General features: G+C 70.4%; 9 protein-coding genes. 4 read left to right on the forward strand and 5 right to left on the reverse strand.

All coding sequences use genetic code 11. From position 1 onward, the window contains the following. Window positions 1–59: 59 nt before the first annotated feature. Window positions 60–1712, reverse strand: a complete 1653-nt coding sequence (locus tag WMF33_RS13900) for a 4-alpha-glucanotransferase (protein WP_437337591.1) — start codon at window positions 1710–1712, stop codon at window positions 60–62. Window positions 1713–2004: 292 nt separating this feature from the next. On the opposite strand from WMF33_RS13900, the gene glgX reads away from it, so the two are divergent. The 4 genes from glgX to WMF33_RS13920 all read left to right on the forward strand — a co-directional run bounded on the left by glgX (window position 2005) and on the right by WMF33_RS13920 (window position 10250). After that, entirely contained in the window at window positions 2005–4338 is a 2334-nt protein-coding gene (glgX, locus tag WMF33_RS13905) for a glycogen debranching protein GlgX (protein WP_437337592.1), read from the forward strand. Between the two features lie 423 nt (window positions 4339–4761). Next, window positions 4762–6486: an Ig-like domain-containing protein gene (locus WMF33_RS13910; protein WP_437337593.1), complete on the forward strand. Its 1725-nt coding sequence runs from the start codon at window positions 4762–4764 to the stop codon at window positions 6484–6486. A 3-nt stretch (window positions 6487–6489) separates the two neighbouring features. Further along, on the forward strand, window positions 6490–8841 hold the full coding sequence (locus tag WMF33_RS13915) for a PKD domain-containing protein (protein ID WP_437337594.1): 2352 nt from the start codon (window positions 6490–6492) through the stop codon (window positions 8839–8841). Then, the gene (locus WMF33_RS13920; RefSeq protein WP_437337595.1) at window positions 8838–10250 is read left to right on the forward strand and encodes a c-type cytochrome; all 1413 of its coding nucleotides are present in this window, start codon (window positions 8838–8840) and stop codon (window positions 10248–10250) included. Before WMF33_RS13915 ends, WMF33_RS13920 begins: the two co-directional genes overlap by 4 nt. Window positions 10251–10384: 134 nt before the next feature. On the opposite strand, the gene WMF33_RS13925 is transcribed toward WMF33_RS13920, so the two are convergent. From WMF33_RS13925 to hypE, 4 genes are read right to left on the reverse strand one after another with little or no spacing between them, the layout of a single operon-like run. Continuing rightward, window positions 10385–11023 carry a glutathione S-transferase family protein gene (locus tag WMF33_RS13925; protein ID WP_061623547.1) on the reverse strand — a complete coding sequence of 213 codons (639 nt, stop codon included), beginning with the start codon at window positions 11021–11023 and terminating at the stop codon, window positions 10385–10387. 50 nt (window positions 11024–11073) lie between these two features. After that, the gene (locus WMF33_RS13930; protein WP_437337596.1) at window positions 11074–12714 is read right to left on the reverse strand and encodes a cyclic peptide export ABC transporter; all 1641 of its coding nucleotides are present in this window, start codon (window positions 12712–12714) and stop codon (window positions 11074–11076) included. Continuing rightward, complete coding sequence (gene hypF, locus WMF33_RS13935) at window positions 12711–15101, reverse strand: carbamoyltransferase HypF (protein WP_437337597.1); 2391 nt, start codon at window positions 15099–15101, stop codon at window positions 12711–12713. The genes WMF33_RS13930 and hypF overlap by 4 nt, the downstream gene beginning before the upstream one ends. Continuing rightward, window positions 15073–16101 carry a hydrogenase expression/formation protein HypE gene (hypE, locus tag WMF33_RS13940; protein WP_437337598.1) on the reverse strand — a complete coding sequence of 343 codons (1029 nt, stop codon included), beginning with the start codon at window positions 16099–16101 and terminating at the stop codon, window positions 15073–15075. Before hypE ends, hypF begins: the two co-directional genes overlap by 29 nt. Between the last annotated feature and the right edge of the window lie 99 nt (window positions 16102–16200).

A 16200-nucleotide genomic window follows, 5' to 3' on the forward strand; every position in this document is an offset into this window, starting at 1 on the left:
CACGAGCTCACCCCCCTCGGGCCGGGCGTCTCTGTACCCGGCGCGCTGGCGCGGCGAGCCTAGCCGCGCCCGCTGGCTTCGATGCTCTCCCGCACCCGATCGAGCGCCCCCCGCACCTCGGGATCCCGGTCCATCTCCGCCGGCGGCGCCGGCAGCCGCAGCGACCAGTTCTCCGGCCCCACGGTCCCCGGCGTGTTGACCCGATCCCGCGTCGCGAGCACGTCCTGCACGAGCAGCAGCACGAGCTCGCTCTTCGACCCGTGGATCAGGTCGAGCAGCGCCCGGTGCGTCTCCTTCGTGAACTCCCGCCCGAACTCGTGCCGCCGCGGCGCGAGCTGCGGCAGATCGAGCACCCCCGCGCGCTCCCGGTCGTCCCGCGACTCCCACCACGCCACCACCGAGTCGGTGTCGTGCGTCCCGAAGCACGCGACCGAGAGCGGCGGGTATTCCGCCGGATTGCGGAACACCACGTCGTCCTTCTCCCAGATCAGCACCTTGTACCCCGGCACCCCGAGCGCCGTCAGCGACGCCCGCACCCACGGCGGCACCGCGCCGAGATCCTCGGCCACGAGCTGCGCCCCGGTCTCCGCCGCCCCCTCGATCATCGCCCGCACCACGCGATCGCCGTGCTCGCGCTGCTCCGGCTCCTCCGCCGGATCGAACGTCGCCCTGGGCCGCTCGCCCCCCTGCCCCTGGCTCTTGCGCTCCGGGAAGATGTACGTCCGGTAGAAGCCGACCAGGTGATCGATCCGGAACCGGTCGCAGAGCAGCCCCGTGTAGCGGCAGCGCCGCCTTAGCCACGCGAAGCCGTTCTCGCGCATCCGGGCCCAGTAGTACGGCGGGAGCCCCCAGTTCTGCCCCTCCGTGTCGAACTGATCCGGCGGGGCGCCGACCGACATGTCGTGCCGGAACTCGTCCTGGTGCGCCCACACGTCGGCGCTGTCGCGCGACACCATGAACGGGAGGTCGCCCATGATCTCGACCCCCTTCTCCCGGAGATCCGCGCGCGCCGCCTCCCACTGCGTGTGCGCGAGCCACTGGACGTACTCGTAGTAGAGGATGTCCCGCGCGCGCTCCTGCCGCAGCCTGTCGAGCGCCTCCGGCCTCCGCTCGCGGATCTCCTCGGGCCAGTCCCACCACGCGACGCCGCCGAAGCCGTCCTTGAACGCGCGGAACTGCGCGTAGTCGGGCAGCCAGTCCGACTGCCGCTTCACGAAGTCGGCCAGCTCGGCCGCGCGCGGCGTCTGCTTCGCGTGGTGCTCCCGCTCGAACCGGTCGAAGGCGAAGCGCAGCGCCCGCCCCTTCACGCGGCGCACGAGATCGTAGTCGACGCGCGCGCTCTGCTTCGCGCGATCGAGCGCCGCCGCGTCGTCGCCGAGCGCCTCGCCGTAGAGCTCCGGCGGGAGCTCGGGCACGGCCGAGAGCGAGATGTACATCGGGTCGATGCCGAACGCGGAGAGCGCCATGTACGGCGACGTCTCGCCGCCCGACACCTCGCCGAGCGGCAGGAGCTGAACGAGGCGGAGCCCCGCGCCGCGCATCCACGCGGCGAACTCGGGGAGATCACCGATCTCGCCGATGCCCCACGAGCGATCGCTGCGGAGCGAGAAGAGCGGCACCGTCACGCCGGAGATGCGGCGGCGCGCGCCGGAAGGAGGAGGCGAGCTCTGGGACGAGCCCTGGGACTGGTTTTCGGCAGAGGGAGAAGACATGGGCGTTTTTCGCTTGGCTCCAGGCGTTCGGGGCGGAGTCTATCCCGGCTCGCGCGCTTGGCGATGCTCCATCTGTTCGTCGGGCCGCCCCGGCGCCGCCGCGTCATGGCCCTGCCTGCGCGCGTCGGCGCAGGACCGGGCAGGCGCGGAGGCGGCGCCTGATCCCGGCGGCGGGCGGCGCCCGATCCCGGCGGGCGATCCGGGCCCTGGAGGCGAAAAATCGAGCCGGCCGCGCTTGTGTCTCGACAGCGGCGCCGATTTCGCGAATAGGGCGACTCCACAGGTTTTTCCGATGACCAGACGCATATGGCCCGGCACGCCGACCCCCCTCGGCGCCGTCTATGACGGCGAGGGGGTCAACTTCACGCTGTTCTCTCAGTCCGCCACGAAGGTCGAGCTCTGCCTCTTCGAGGCCGTCGACGACGTCGTGGAGCGCGAGCGCATCGAGCTCCCCGAGCGAACGGCCCACGTCTTCCACGGGTACGTGCCGGGGCTCAAGCCCGGCCAGCTCTACGGCTACCGGGTGCACGGGCCGTACGATCCGCGCTCCGGACACCGCTTCAACCCGGCGAAGCTCCTCGTCGATCCGTACGCGTACGCGCTCTCCAGCGAGCCGAACTGGAAGGCGCCGCTCTTCGCCTACGACCGCGGCGGGCCGTCCGAGCGCGGCGACGGCGGCGGCGCCGGCCGGCCCAGGGACGCGGGGCGCGACGGCGCGGCGGCCGAGAAGGGCGAGGGCGGCCGCGCGGGCAAGGCGGGCGAGCGCCAGCCGCGCGTGAAGCAGGGCGCGTCGACGCCGCCGCCGCCGCCGACCGCGCTCGACGACCTCGAGATCTGCCACCGCGACAGCGCCTGGGGCGCGCCGAAGTCCGTCGTCGTCGACCACCGCTTCGCGTGGGACGGCGACCGGCCGCCGGCGACCCGCTGGCAGGACACGATCATCTACGAGGTGCACGTCAAGGGGTTCACCCAGCGGCACCCCGGCGTCCCCGCGCACCTGCGCGGCAGCTACGCGGGGCTCGCCTCCGAGGCGGCGATCGCCCACTTCAAGAAGCTCGGCGTCACCGCGCTCGAGCTGCTCCCCGTGCACGAGATGGCGAGCGAGCGCGAGATCTGGGAGCGCGGGCACATCAACTACTGGGGCTACAACACGCTCTCGTACTTCGCGCCCGCGGGCCGCTACTCGTCGAGCGGGCGGCTCGGCCAGCAGGTGGCCGAGTTCAAGGCGATGGTGAAGGCGCTCCACGCCGCCGGCATCGAGGTGATCCTCGACGTCGTCTACAACCACACCGCCGAGGGCAACCACCTCGGCCCGACGCTCTCCCTGAAGGGGGTCGACAACTGGGCCTACTACCGGCTCGTGCCGCACAACCCGCGCTACTACATGGACTTCACGGGCTGCGGGAACACGGTGAACACGCGCCATTACCAGACGCTGAAGCTGGTGATGGACAGCCTGCGGTACTGGGTGACCGAGATGCACGTCGACGGCTTCCGCTTCGACCTCGCGTCGGCCCTGGCCCGCGGCCACCACGACTTCGACCGCCTGAGCTCGTTCTTCGACATCATCCACCAGGACCCGGTCCTCTCGCGGGTCAAGCTCATCGCCGAGCCGTGGGACGTGGGCGAGGGCGGGTATCAGGTCGCCAACTTCCCCGTCCTCTGGACGGAGTGGAACGATCGCTACCGCGACTCGGTCCGCCGCTTCTGGAAGGGGGATCTGCTCGCGGCCGACCTCGGCTACCGGCTCACCGGGTCGAGCGACCTGTACGCGTCGAGCGGGCGCCGGCCGTACGCGAGCGTGAACTTCGTGACGGCGCACGACGGCTTCACGCTGAACGATCTCGTCTCGTACAACGAGAAGCACAACGAGGCGAACGGCGAGGGGAACCGGGACGGCACGAACAACAACCACAGCTACAACCACGGGGTCGAGGGCCCCTCGAACGACCCGGCGGTCGTCGAGCTGCGCGAGCGCCAGAAGCGCAACCTCCTCGCGACGCTGCTCCTCTCGCAGGGGGTGCCGATGATCAACGCCGGCGACGAGATCGGCAGGACGCAGCTCGGCAACAACAACGCCTACTGCCAGGACAACGAGCTCTCGTGGCACGACTGGGATCTCGACGAGCGGCGGCGGCAGCTGTTCGAGTTCACCTGCCGGCTCATCGCCCTCCGGCGCAGCCAGCCGGTGCTGCGCCGGCGGACGTTCTTCTCGGGCGGCTACGTGCACGGGAGCGGGCTCAAGGACATCGTGTGGTTCCGCCCCGACGGCGGCGAGATGACGCCGGAGGACTGGACCCACCCGAACGCGCGGGCGATCGGCTACCTGCTCGGCGGCGACGCCCTCTGGTCGTGCGGCCCGCGCGGCGAGCCGATCACGGGCGACACGCTGCTCGTGCTCATCAACGCGAACCACTCGCCGCTGGAGTTCGTGCTGCCCGCGATCGAGTTCGGCGAGCGGTGGGAGGTGCTCATCGACACCCGCACCGCCGCGGAGCCGGCGCGCACGGTGCCGGCGAGGGCAGGGGGCGAGCGCTACCTGCTCGTCGACAGGTCCGTGGCGGTGCTGCGGCTCCTGGAGCGCAAGGAGAAGAAGAAGGTCAAGCGCGTGAAGGCGCGGACGTAGCCGACGCGCCACGACGCCCCCGCGCCCCGCGCGGCCCTGTCCTGCGGCCGCCTGGGTGACCTCCGACGACCGGGCGCCGCGCCGCCCGCGCCGGCCCACGAGCACGCCTACCCATCACGTAGCGATGCGGGCCAGCCTGAAGGCAGGCACCGCGAACGCGATGCGGTGCATGGCATCCCTCGCGGCGCGAAGGCGTGCCGCTTTGCGCAAATGTTAACGTTAACAGTAAATATCGGCTTCCGATGTAGTTGGATCGATCGCGGTTGACATCCCACATGTTAACGTTAACATAAGCCATCAACGTGGCGCCGCGCGTGAATGCGCGCCCGTCGTTTCCGCCGCGACAGAGGCGGGGGACCGCCGGCCTCGAGGTTTCGCAGGCTGGCCATCTATCATTACTTACGCCTACAGAAGAGGATAGGGATGCGTTCGAAGACGATACGAATGCGCTGGCTCGGCTTTCCTTCGTTCGCCGCCCTGCTCGCGGCGTGCTCCGGCGGCGCCGACCTCGGCCCGACGCCGGAGGGAGACGGCGGCAGCACCGCCGATACCACCTCCGTGGCGACGGGCACTGGCGGCGGGGCGCCGATGGCCACGGTGGGAGCCACGAGCAGCAGCTCCACGAGCAGCAGCTCCACGAGCGGCGGCGCCACGAGCGGCTCGGGCGGAGACGCCACGACCGGCACCGGCGGCGGCCCGGTCGGCGTCGAGCCGGACGCGATCACCGCCCCGGAAGGCACGATCCCGAACACGCCGATGCCGGCGAACAAGGTCAACCTGCCGCGGGACAAGTGGCGAGATGGCCTGGTGTCGCCGACGCTCGAGGCGGGCCACCACCAGAACCAGCCGATCGTCGTCAACGGCTACGTTCAAGGCGCCGGCAACGCCGAGATCGTCTTCTACGACATCGCCGATCCGGCCAATCCGAAGATGCTCTCGCGCAAGCAGAGCCCTGGCTTCGATCCCAGGGGAGGGCCCAAGGGCGTCGGCGAGGCCGAGTCGCATCAGACCTCGCTCGGCCGTTATGGCGACAAGTTCTACCAGGTCACCACCTCGGGCACCGGCGTCGACATCTGGGACGTCACCGACGCCCGCGCGCCGCGTCACGTGAGGCTCGTCAAGCTCGACGGCATCAACTACGGGGACTTCACCGACTCCGTCTGGGGCATGTACTGGCAGGGCAGCGTCATCTACATCGGCGGCACCAACACGGGCCTGCACATCCTGGACGCCGCGGATCCCGAGGACGTGAAATTCGTCAAGAAGATCCCGATCTCGCAGTTCGGCGGCGTGAGCGCCGGTCCGCTGTGGGCCGTGGGCAATACGCTCGTCATCACGACGCCCAAGGACAACGGCGGCATCGCGACGATGGACATCAGCGATCCGATGAACCCGGTCGCGCTCGACTTCATCACCCCGAGCAAGAGCTACATCTGTGGCCTGTACGGCAAGCACGTCTACGTGCAGTCCCCGCTGCGCGTGTGGGACGTGCTGACCGACCCCACCGACATCGGCTCGGCCAATTCACCCATCGCCACGCTGCCCGACTCGGCGTTCAGGGCCAAGGGCTACCCCGCCGGGTCCGAGTACATGAGCTTCTCCGACGGCACGATGTTCCTCGGTCACCTGCGGCCGGATGCGGGCGTCTCCAAGATCGACGTGCGCGACATCCACAAGATGTCGATCACGAGCCGCGTCTGGGGCCGGCTCGAGTTCACGAACGGCGACGACCAGTTCTCGATCCCGGTCGGCAGCCTGCTGGTGCTGGCCGACGACGAGCTGCCCTACCGCGGCATGGTCATCGCCGCGCACTCCACCGAGCCGGACACCACGCCCCCGGCGGTCGACACGGTGCTGCCGAAGAACGGGGCGACGGGGCTGTCCAGGAAGTCGCGCATCGGCCTCAGCCTCACCGACAACGTCGAGATCGCCACGGTTCACCACGGCAGCTTCATCGTCAGGCCCGTCGGCGGGCAGCAGGTGAAGGGCAAGTTCGGCCTGTACATGGGCATCGTCAACTTCGACCCCGACGAGGACCTGATGCCGAACACGACCTACGAGATCGTCCTGCCGAAGGACGGTATGAAAGATCTCGTCGGTAACGGCATCGCGGCCGAGTTCAAGTCGACGTTCACGACCGGTCCCTGAGTCATGCGCTCGCTCCCGAAGCTCCTCGGCCTGCTCGGAGGCATGGTCGCGGCCTCGCCGGCCGAGGCGCTGGCCGTCACGGCCAGCATCGCCGACCGCGCGTCCTCGGTCGCCGGCGAGGCCGTCACGTTCGACCTGACGATCGCCGACGCGGTCGGCCCCGTGCAGGTGCGCTGGGACATGGGAGACGAGACACGCACCGAGTTCACGGTCGGCGACGTGCAGCAGGTGCACACCTACGCCGCCCCCGGCCACTACCCGGTGCTGGCGACGGTCAAAGACGATGTCGGGTTCACCAGCGTCTCGTTCGTGCACACGGTGCACCGGCCGCTCGTCACGGGCAGCGCGGCGGGTTCGACCGACCTCGTGGTCGACCCGGCGAACGCGAAGGTCTACACGGCCAATTACGAGAATGACAGCGTGAGCGTGCTCGACGCGAGCGCGCTGACCAAGGTCGCGGAGGTGCCGGTGGCGCGCGGCCCGGTCGGGGTCGCGCTCACCGCGCAAGGCAAGCTGTGGGTGCTGCACCGGGATGCGCACTCCGTCTCCATCCTCGACACCGCGTCGCTCTCGGTGGAGCGCGAGATCGCGCTGCCGTACGCGTCGCAACCGATGGGGCTCGCGATCAGCCCGACCGGGGACGCCGCGTACGTGACGCTGATGGCGGTCGGCAAGGTGCTGAAGCTGGACGTGGCGAGCGGCGCCGTCGTGGCCGAGCTCGCGCTCGGCGGTACGCCGCGGGGCGTCTCGGTGTCGCACGACGGCTCGCAGATCTACGTCACGCGCTTCCTCTCCGAGGACAGCCACGGCGAGGTGGCGCGCATCGACGCGGCGACCTTCCAGGTGAGCACGCGCTTCGCGCTCGCCGCGGACACCACGACGGAGGACACCGATCAACAAGGGCGCGGCCTGCCGAACTACCTGTTCTCCGTGGGGCTCTCGCCCGACGGCGCGTTCGCGTGGGTGCCGGGCAAGAAGGACAACATCTTTCGTGGTCCGTTCCGCGATGGGCTCGACCTCACCGACGACAACACGGTGCGACCGCTCGTGGCGCTGCTGAACCTCGCGGAGGGCGCCGAGGACGTCGCGCGGCGCATCGATCTCGACGATCGCAACCTGCCGAACCAGGTCGTGTTCACGCCGCTCGGCGACTACGCGTTCATCAGCGTCGCCGGCTCGGCCCTGGTGGAGGTCCGCGACGCCTACACAGGCGAGTTCGTGACCGCGCTGAAGGAGACGGGCTTCGCGCCGCGCGGCCTGGCGCTGACCGAAACCAACAAGCTGTTCGTGCACGCGTCGCTCAGCCGCGCGGTGACGGTCTACGACGTCGCCGACATCGTGAGCTCGCACGACCTCATCACCAAGAAGCTGGTCGAGATCCCGACCGTCGCCGTGGAGAAGCTCGATCCGCAGGTCTTGCGCGGCAAGCAGCTGTTCTTCAACTCGGCCGATATCCGCATGAGCGACCAGGGCTACATCAGCTGCGCGTCATGTCACTTCGACGGCGCGGAGGACGGGCGAGTCTGGGACTTCGGCAGCGCGGGGGAGGGGCTCCGCAACACCGTCTCGCTGCTGGGGCGGCGCGGCACGGGCCACGGCAACGTCAACTGGAGCGGAAGCTTCGACGAGATCCAGGACTCGGACGACAACATCCGCCACCTGTTCGGCGGGAAGGGCTTCCTGACCGCCGAGCAGCTCGCCGTGGGGACCGTCGGCACGCCGCGCGGCGACAAGAAGGCCGGCCTGAGCCCCGAGCTCGACGCGCTGGCGGCGTTCCTCGGCTCGCTCGACACGTACCGGCCGAGCCCCTATCGCAACCCCGACGGCTCGCTCACCGAAGACGGCGTGGCGGGTCGCGCCATCTTCAAGCGCCTGGGCTGCGATTTCTGCCACACGGGGCCCGACGGGACCGACAGCGCGCGCGGCAAGCTGCACGACGTGGGCACCGTGAAGCCGTCCTCCGGGATGCGCGCCGGTGAGCCGCTGCTCGGCATCGACACGCCGACGCTGAACGGCGTGTGGGAGACCGCGCCGTACTTGCACGACGGCTCCGCGCCGACGCTGCGCGACGTCCTCGTCACGGCCAACCCGGAAGATCGCCACGCCTTCATCAGCGGGCTCAGCGAAGCCGAGCTCGGGCAGCTCATCGCCTACGTGCAGCAGCTGGACGGCACCGTCGACGCGGGGCCGAGCGAGGGCGAGGCGCCGAGCGAGGCGCCGAGCGAGGCCGGTGGCTTCCTGGGCCTGGGCTGCAGCGCGGCGGGCGGGCCTCCCGAGCGCCGCGCGCCGCTCCTGGCCTTCGCGCTCATTGCCGGTTGGATGACGTTCGGCGCCCGCCGCAGGAGGCCGTCATGAAGTACCTTCCGAGCCTGTGCCTGGCTTCGCTGCTGCTGTCGGGCTGCGTCGTCGGCGAGATCGGCGAGGAGCTCGCCACGGACCAGGCGACGATCGACTGGGACACGCTGCCGCCCGTGAGCGCTCCCGACCCGGAGCTGTGGAGCCTGCCCACGCGGGAGGCGCAGTACCGCGCGTTCTGCGCGTCGCCGCGCGGTGACAGCTTCTTCCGGGCGGTGTGCGCCACGCCGCGGCCGAGCATCACCGACTTCGCCAGCTTGCTCAAGGTCGCGAAGCTCGACGAAGATCGCGCCTTCGCGCTCACCGGCAACTCCACCTCGCTGGTGAAGAGGGCCGTCTCGGCCGTCAATCCGCGCATCATCATCTTTCCGCGCGTGTCCGAGATGCGCGAAAGGCCGGCAGAGATGACCGCGCTCGGCTTCGTCCGCGGCGAGCCCTTCGTCGAGATCGCGAGCCGCGATCTCTCGACCGGCGACTACAACTTCTACCTGTTCACGTTCGAGCGGCAGTGCGACTACGACGGCGGCTGCGATCTCGCGAGCCTGCTCACCGAAGAGGTGGAGCACGGCTGGACCGCGTTCAGCGTTTACAGCGAGGAGGACGTCGAGAATACGTCGTTCGACTGTCGCTCGTGCCACCAGCCCGACGGCCACGGCACGAGGAAGATCTTGCGCATGCAGGAGCTGGAGTTCCCCTGGATGCACTGGTTCCCGCAGCGCTTCGTGCAGCGCACGGAGTCCGATCGGGTGCTCACGGCGCAGTTCGCGGAGGCTCACGCGCACGACGCGCAGTACGGCGGCATCCCCATCGCGACCATCCAGAATGCCATCGACGAGGGGAGCGGCGCGCACCTCGAGGCGCTGCTCGCCGCCGAGGGCCAGTCGGCGCAGCCGAACGCGTTCGACCCGCGCATCGAGGCCGAGATCAAGGTCGGCCCGTCGAGCCCGACCTGGGAGAAGCAGTTCGCCGTGTCGCTGGCGGGGGACTCGATCTCGGTGCCTTACCCGCTCGTGGACGTGACGGATCCCGCGCTCCGCGCGGAGCGGACCCGGTCCTACCTCGACGTGGTGACGGGGGCGGCCCCGCGACAATCCCTGCTCGATTCGCGCGACCTCTTCTCCGCGGACGCGAAGGTGAAGCTGGGCCTGGTGCCGCCGCCCGGGGCGAGCGGGCGCGCCGTGCTCACGCAGCTCTGCTCGCGCTGCCACGACGGTCGCGTGAACCCGGCGCTGAGCCGCGCCAGGTTCAACGCGAAGAACCTGGACGGCATGTCGCGGGAGACGAAGGACGCGGCCATCCTTCGCTTGCAGGAGCCGGCGACCTCGCCGCTGCGCATGCCGCCCTGGCGCGCCGCCGACCCTCTGCCGCCCGCGGAGCTCGCCGCGGCCATCGAAGAGCTGCGCAAGTAGCGCTGTCGACTCGTCGGCCGGGGGGCCGGATTTGAACATGAAGGCGGGAAGAAAGATCACTGATCTTCCTGCCTTCCCGCCTTCATGTGAATCACTCCGGGGCAAATTGGGCCACCACCTCGTCCGGCGAGGCGCTACCCCGTCAGCGACTCCGCCTGCGCCGCGGCCACCCACTCCGCGAGCCCCGGGTGCCGCCACATCGTCTCGGCGTACTCCGCCGCGGCGCCCGTGAGCGGGACCGCGTACGTGCGGAGCCGCGTGACCACCGGGGCGAACATGGCGTCGGCGATCGTGAAATGCCCGAACAGGTAGTCTCCCTTGTCGCGGTGCGCCGCCCGGCACTCGCTCCAGATCGACGTCACGCGGCTGATGTCGGCGTCCGCCGCCGCGTCGTGCGCGATCGGGGCGATCTCCCGGCGAAGATCCATGGACATGGCGCTCCTCAGCGCCGCGAACCCGGAGTGCATCTCGCTCGACACCGACCGGGCCAGCGCGCGCGCCGCGCGATCGGCCGGCCAGAGCCGCGCCTCGGGGAAGAGCTCGGCGACGTACTCGCAGATCGCGAGGGAGTCCCAGAGGACGAGATCGCCGTGCCGCAGCGCCGGGACGCGCCCCGACGGCGAGCGCCGGAGGAGCGCCTCGCGCGAGCCCGGCTGATACAGCGCGATGACCTCCTCCGAGAACGGCGCGCCCGTGTGCTTCAGCGCGAGCCAGGCGCGGAGCGACCATGTCGAGTACGTCTTCGTACCAAGATACAGGACCAGCGGTTCCATGACACCTCCCGTCGGCTCGCCGCCCTGCGACGAACGCGGCGGGTTCTATCTCATGCGCTGGCGCGCGTCTCGTCCGAACGCGCCGCCGGCGCCTCGCCCACGAGCTGACCGAAGTCCATCTTGATCACGCGATCCGCCAGTCCGAAATACTTCTCATCGTGGCTGATGACGATGATCGTCTTGCCGCTCGACCGGAGCTCCGCGAGGATCTGGCGGTAAAAGACGTCCTTGAACACGGGATCCTGGTCCGCCGCCCACTCGTCGAACAGGTAGATCGGCCGGTCCTCCAGGTACGCCGTGAGCAGCGCGAGGCGCTTTCTCTGCCCCTGCGACAGCGACGTCGTCGAGAGCGCGCCCCCCTCGACAGACACTTTGTGATCGAGCTGCAGGCGAGAGAGATACCCCCGCGCACGCCGGGTGAGCTCCGGAGAGTCGAGCCCGATCAGGCGCTCGAACAGGTGGAAATCGAAGAACACCACCGAGAAGAGCTGCCGGTAGGCCTGCCGGTTCTTGTCCGTGATCGCCTCGCCGTCCAGCCGGATCTCGCCCGCCTCGGGCGTGTACAGGCCGGTGATCAGCTTCGCCAGGGTCGTCTTGCCGCTGCCGTTGCCGCCGACGAGGAAGATCAGCTCGCCGCGCCGCACGGTGAGGTGGATGGGGCCCAGCGTGAAGCTGTCGTCCTTGCCCTCGGACCGGTAGGCGTGGGTGACCCCGGCGAGCTCCAGCCGCTTCCACTTCTCGGGGAGCGGGGCCGGCGCCTCGGCCTCGCCCGCGTCGACCGCGAGGCCCGCGCCGAGGTCCTCGACCTTCTGCACGGCGATGCCCGCGCGGCTCAGCGCCGGGAGCGAGCCGATGAGGACCTGCATCGGCGTCATCAGGTAGAGGAGGATGATCGCATATCCGACGAGCGTCTCCGCGCTCGCCACCTGGAAGAGCGGCAGGACGAAGAGCGTCACGCCGATGATGGCGAACACCATCCCCTGGCCCCACCCGTTCGCGGCGGTGAGCGCGACCATGCCGCGCAGGTTGCTCGCGTGGACCGCCCCCGCCTCCTCGTCGAGCGACGTCGCGAGGAACGCCTCGCGGCGCCGCGCGTGGAGCTTCAGCTCCTTCACGCCGCGCGTGAGCGCGCGGAACGTCTTCATCAGCTCGTCGGTCGCCTCGCGCGCGCGGCGGAAGTGGCGAGTCGCCCGGCTCATCGGGAGCTGGTACCCGACGACGCCGAGGACGATGAGCGCGACCACCGAGGCCAGCATCACCGGCGATAGCCACCCCAGGTAGAGGAGGCCGCCGACGACGATGACCAGGTTGATGCAGATGATCGGGATGTGCTGCAGCGTGGCGGTGATCACCGGGACATCGTCCGTGAGCACCGTGAGCATCCGCGGCGGGCCGATCTCCTCGAGCTGGCGGAGCGGGGCGCCGAGGATCTTGCGGCAGATCTTCACCCGGAGATCGAAGAGCGCCCCCTGGCTGAGGCGCGTGAGCAGGATCTCCGAGTGGTACCGGGCGAACGGGAGCAAGAGGCAGACGGCGGCGAAGGCCCACATCACCGCGCCGCGCTCGCCCTGGAGCGCCTGGTTGATCAGCACGAGCAGCGCCGTGTTGCAGGCGCCGCAGAGCACCCCCGCGATGACCGCGAGGACGAGGATCCGCCGGGAGTAGCCGGCGATGAAGGAGACGAGCTTCATGGACGATCGGGGGTGGCGGGGCGCTCTCCCCGCGCCGGCGCGGCGCCGCGCGCGCGGGCGGCCGCGACGAGGATCTGGCCGAGCGAGATGCCGCCGTCGTTCGGCGGGACCAGCCTGTGGCAGTGCGGCGCGAGCCCCTCCCGCGAGAGGCGGCGGAGCGCGTTGATCACGACGAACTCGTTCATGAAGACCCCGCCGCTCATGACCACGCGGCGCACGTCGTACCGCTCGGCCAGGCGCAAGCACACGGTAGCGATCACATCCACCACCGTCGAGTGGAACCGGCGGCTGAGATGTGCCGGCGTGGCGCCATGCTCCTCGGTCGCGCGCAAAAGATCGCGCACGAGCGGCCGGTAGTCGACGACGAGCCGGCCGTCCCGCTCCTCGATCCCGTAGTCGAGCGGGGGCGCGGTGCCGAAGTCCCGCTCGAGCAGCGCCTCCAGCTCGATGGCGGCCTGCGCCTCGTACTCGACCTCGTGGCAGACGCGGAGCAGCGACGAGACGCCGTCGAACAGCCGGCCCATGCTCGTCGTCGCCGTCGCGTTCAGCCGCCGCTGCGCCATCTTCACGAAGACGTCGCGGCGCTCCTCCGGGATGTCCGCGAGCGCCGGGACGCGGACCCCGCCGAGCTCGTCCCCGAACGTCTCGACGAGCAGCGAGATGGCGACGCGGATGGGCTCCTTGACCGCCTTGTCGCCGCCGAGGAGGTACATCGGCCGGAGGTGCCCGGCGCGCACGAAATCGCGGTAGTCGCCGACCAGGAACTCGCCGCCCCAGATGGTGTTGTCGAGGCCGTAGCCCGAGCCGTCGAAGATGACGCCGATCACCCGCTCGTTCAGCCCGTTCTCCGCCATGCACGCCGCCATGTGGGCGTGGTGGTGCTGCACCGTCGTGACCTGCATACCGCTCCGGTCCTTCGCCGCCCGAGTGGAGCGGAACGCCGGGTGCATGTCGCAGGCGACCGTGTCCGCCTGCACGGACAGGAGCCGCTGGACGTGCGACGAGCAGTCGACGTGGGCGCCGAACGTCGAGTCGTTCTTCAGATCGCCGATGTGCTGGCTGATGAAGACCTGGTTGTCCTTGCCGACGGCGACGGTGGTCTTGAGCTCGCCGCCGAGGGCGACGACGGCGCCGACGCCCTGGGACAGGTGGATCGGGTACGGGGCGTAGCCGCGCGAGCGCCGGATGAAGGAGAGGAGCGGGCCGTCGAGGCCCTCCGCCTCGGTGAGCCGGACGACCGAGTCGTCGACGCGGGTGCGGATGTCGCGGTCGTGCAGGACGAAGTAGTCCGCGATGTCGCGCAGCTGCGCGAGCGCCGTGTCGTTGTCGAACGCGATCGGGTGTCCGGACAGGTTGCCGCTCGTCATGACGAGGACGTCGAGCGCCGGGTCCTCGAGCAGGAGGTAATGCAGCGGCGTCGACGGGAGCATGACGCCGAAGCTCGGGTTCCTGGGGGCGACCGCGTCGGGGAGGGAGCCGGGCCGCCGGCGCAGGAGCACGATCGGGCGCTGCCGGCTCTCGAGCAGCGCCCGCTCGGGCGGGCTGAGGGCGACGTAGCGGCTCGCCGCCTCGCAGTCGGCCACCATGATCGCGAACGGCTTGGCGTCGCGGCGCTTGCGCCGGCGCAGCTCCCGCACGGCCGCCTCGTTGCGCGCGTCCGCGACGAGGTGGAACCCGCCGAGGCTCTTGACCGCGAAGAGCGCGCCCTCGCGCAGCCGGGCGATCGCGAAGCGGACCGGATCCTCGGCGGCGATCGGTGCGCCGAGCCGATCGGTGAGCGTGAGCCGGGGGCCGCACGCGGGGCACGCGTTCGGCTGGGCGTGGTAGCGCCGATCCTCGATGTCCTCGTACTCCCGCGCGCAGGCGGGGCACATCGGGAAGCTGCGCATCGTGGTCTGCGACCGGTCGTACGGCATCTCGCAGATGATCGAGTAGCGCGGGCCGCAGTGGGTGCAGTTGATGAACGGGTAGCGATGCCGGCGGTCCGCGGGGTCGCGCAGCTCCCGCAGGCAGTCGGCGCACACGTCGGAGTCGGGCGGGATGAGCGTGTCCGTGTAGCGCAGATCGACGCTGTCCTTGATGTGGAAGTCGTCGTACCGCGGGGCGGGCTCGGCCAGCGCCTCCTCGCGGACGGCCGTGATCCGGGCGAGCGGCGGCGGCGACTCGACGAGGGCGCGCAGGAACGACTGGATCTCGACGTCGCCGGCCTGCAGCTCGAGCAGCACGCCCTGAGAGTCGTTGAGGACCCAGCCGCGCGCGCCGACGGCGCGCGCGAGCCGGTGCACGAACGGCCGGAAGCCGACGCCCTGGACGATGCCCGAGACCCGGAAGCGGCGGGTCACGAGCGCCGGCAGCGGCTCAGCAGAGTCGCGGGAGTTCGGCGCCATAGAGCTCCTCGAGCAGGGTTTGGGTCCCATCGGGCTCGATCATGGAGACGGCCGGCGCCGGGGCGCTCTTGACCTCTCCGATGACCGCCGCGTTGCGGCCGTACGGGTGCGCGCGGAGGATCCCGAGCACGTCGCCCGCCTTGTCCGCCTCCACGAAGAGGCAGAGGCACCCCTCGTTGGCGAGGTGGATGAGGTTGATGCCGAGCATGTCCGCGGCCATGACGGCCTCCGGCAGCACGGGCAGCGCCGCGCGCGCGAACGAGAGCTCCGCGCCCGAGGCGCGGGCGAACTCGTGCAGGACGGCGCACAGGCCGCCGCGGGTCACGTCGCGGATCGCCGTGACGGCGCCCTGGGGGACGCCCCGGAGGACGGCATCGATGAGGCCGTTGAGCGGCGCGCAGTCGCTCTGCACCCGCTTCTCGAAGCCGAGGCCCTCGCGCACCGAGAGCAGGTGGATCGAGTGGTTGCCGAGCTGCCCGCTCACGATGATCTTGTTGCCGGGCTTCACGGCGCGGCTCACGAGCGGCGGGCGCTCGAAGACGCCGACGCCGGTCGTGTTCATGAAGAGCCGGTCGGCCTCGCCCTTGCCGACGACCTTCGTGTCGCCGGCGACGATCTTCACGCCGGCCTCCCGCGCCGCGTCGCGCGCCGACTCGAGGGCGCGGACGAGCGAGGCGATCGGGAAGCCGGTCTCGATGATGAGGCCCAGGGTCAGGTAAAGCGGCCTCGCGCCGCTCACCGCGAGATCGTTGACCGTGCCGCAGACGGCGACCTTGCCGATATCGCCGTTGCCGAAGAACAGCGGCGTGACCACGAACGAGTCCGTGGTCATGGCGATCCGGCCCGCGGGCACGTCGAGGATCGCGCTGTCCTCCATCGCGCCGATGTACGTGTCGCCGAGCGTCGCGGCGATCCGCTCGACGAGCTCCCGGCTCAGGCGGGCGCCGGTCCCGTGGTCGAGGACGACCTCTTCGTTCTCTCTCGCGTGTTCTTTCGTCATGTGAGGCTCCAGCGTTGACTCCGCAGATGCGCGGTGAGGGGGTGTAACCGTGCGTAAACCGCGTAAAAGCGACGAGGCCGCCCGCCCCTCGGCCCCGTC

The organism is Sorangium sp. So ce394, assembly GCF_051474665.1.
GTDB lineage: Bacteria > Myxococcota_A > Polyangia > Polyangiales > Polyangiaceae > Sorangium > Sorangium cellulosum_D.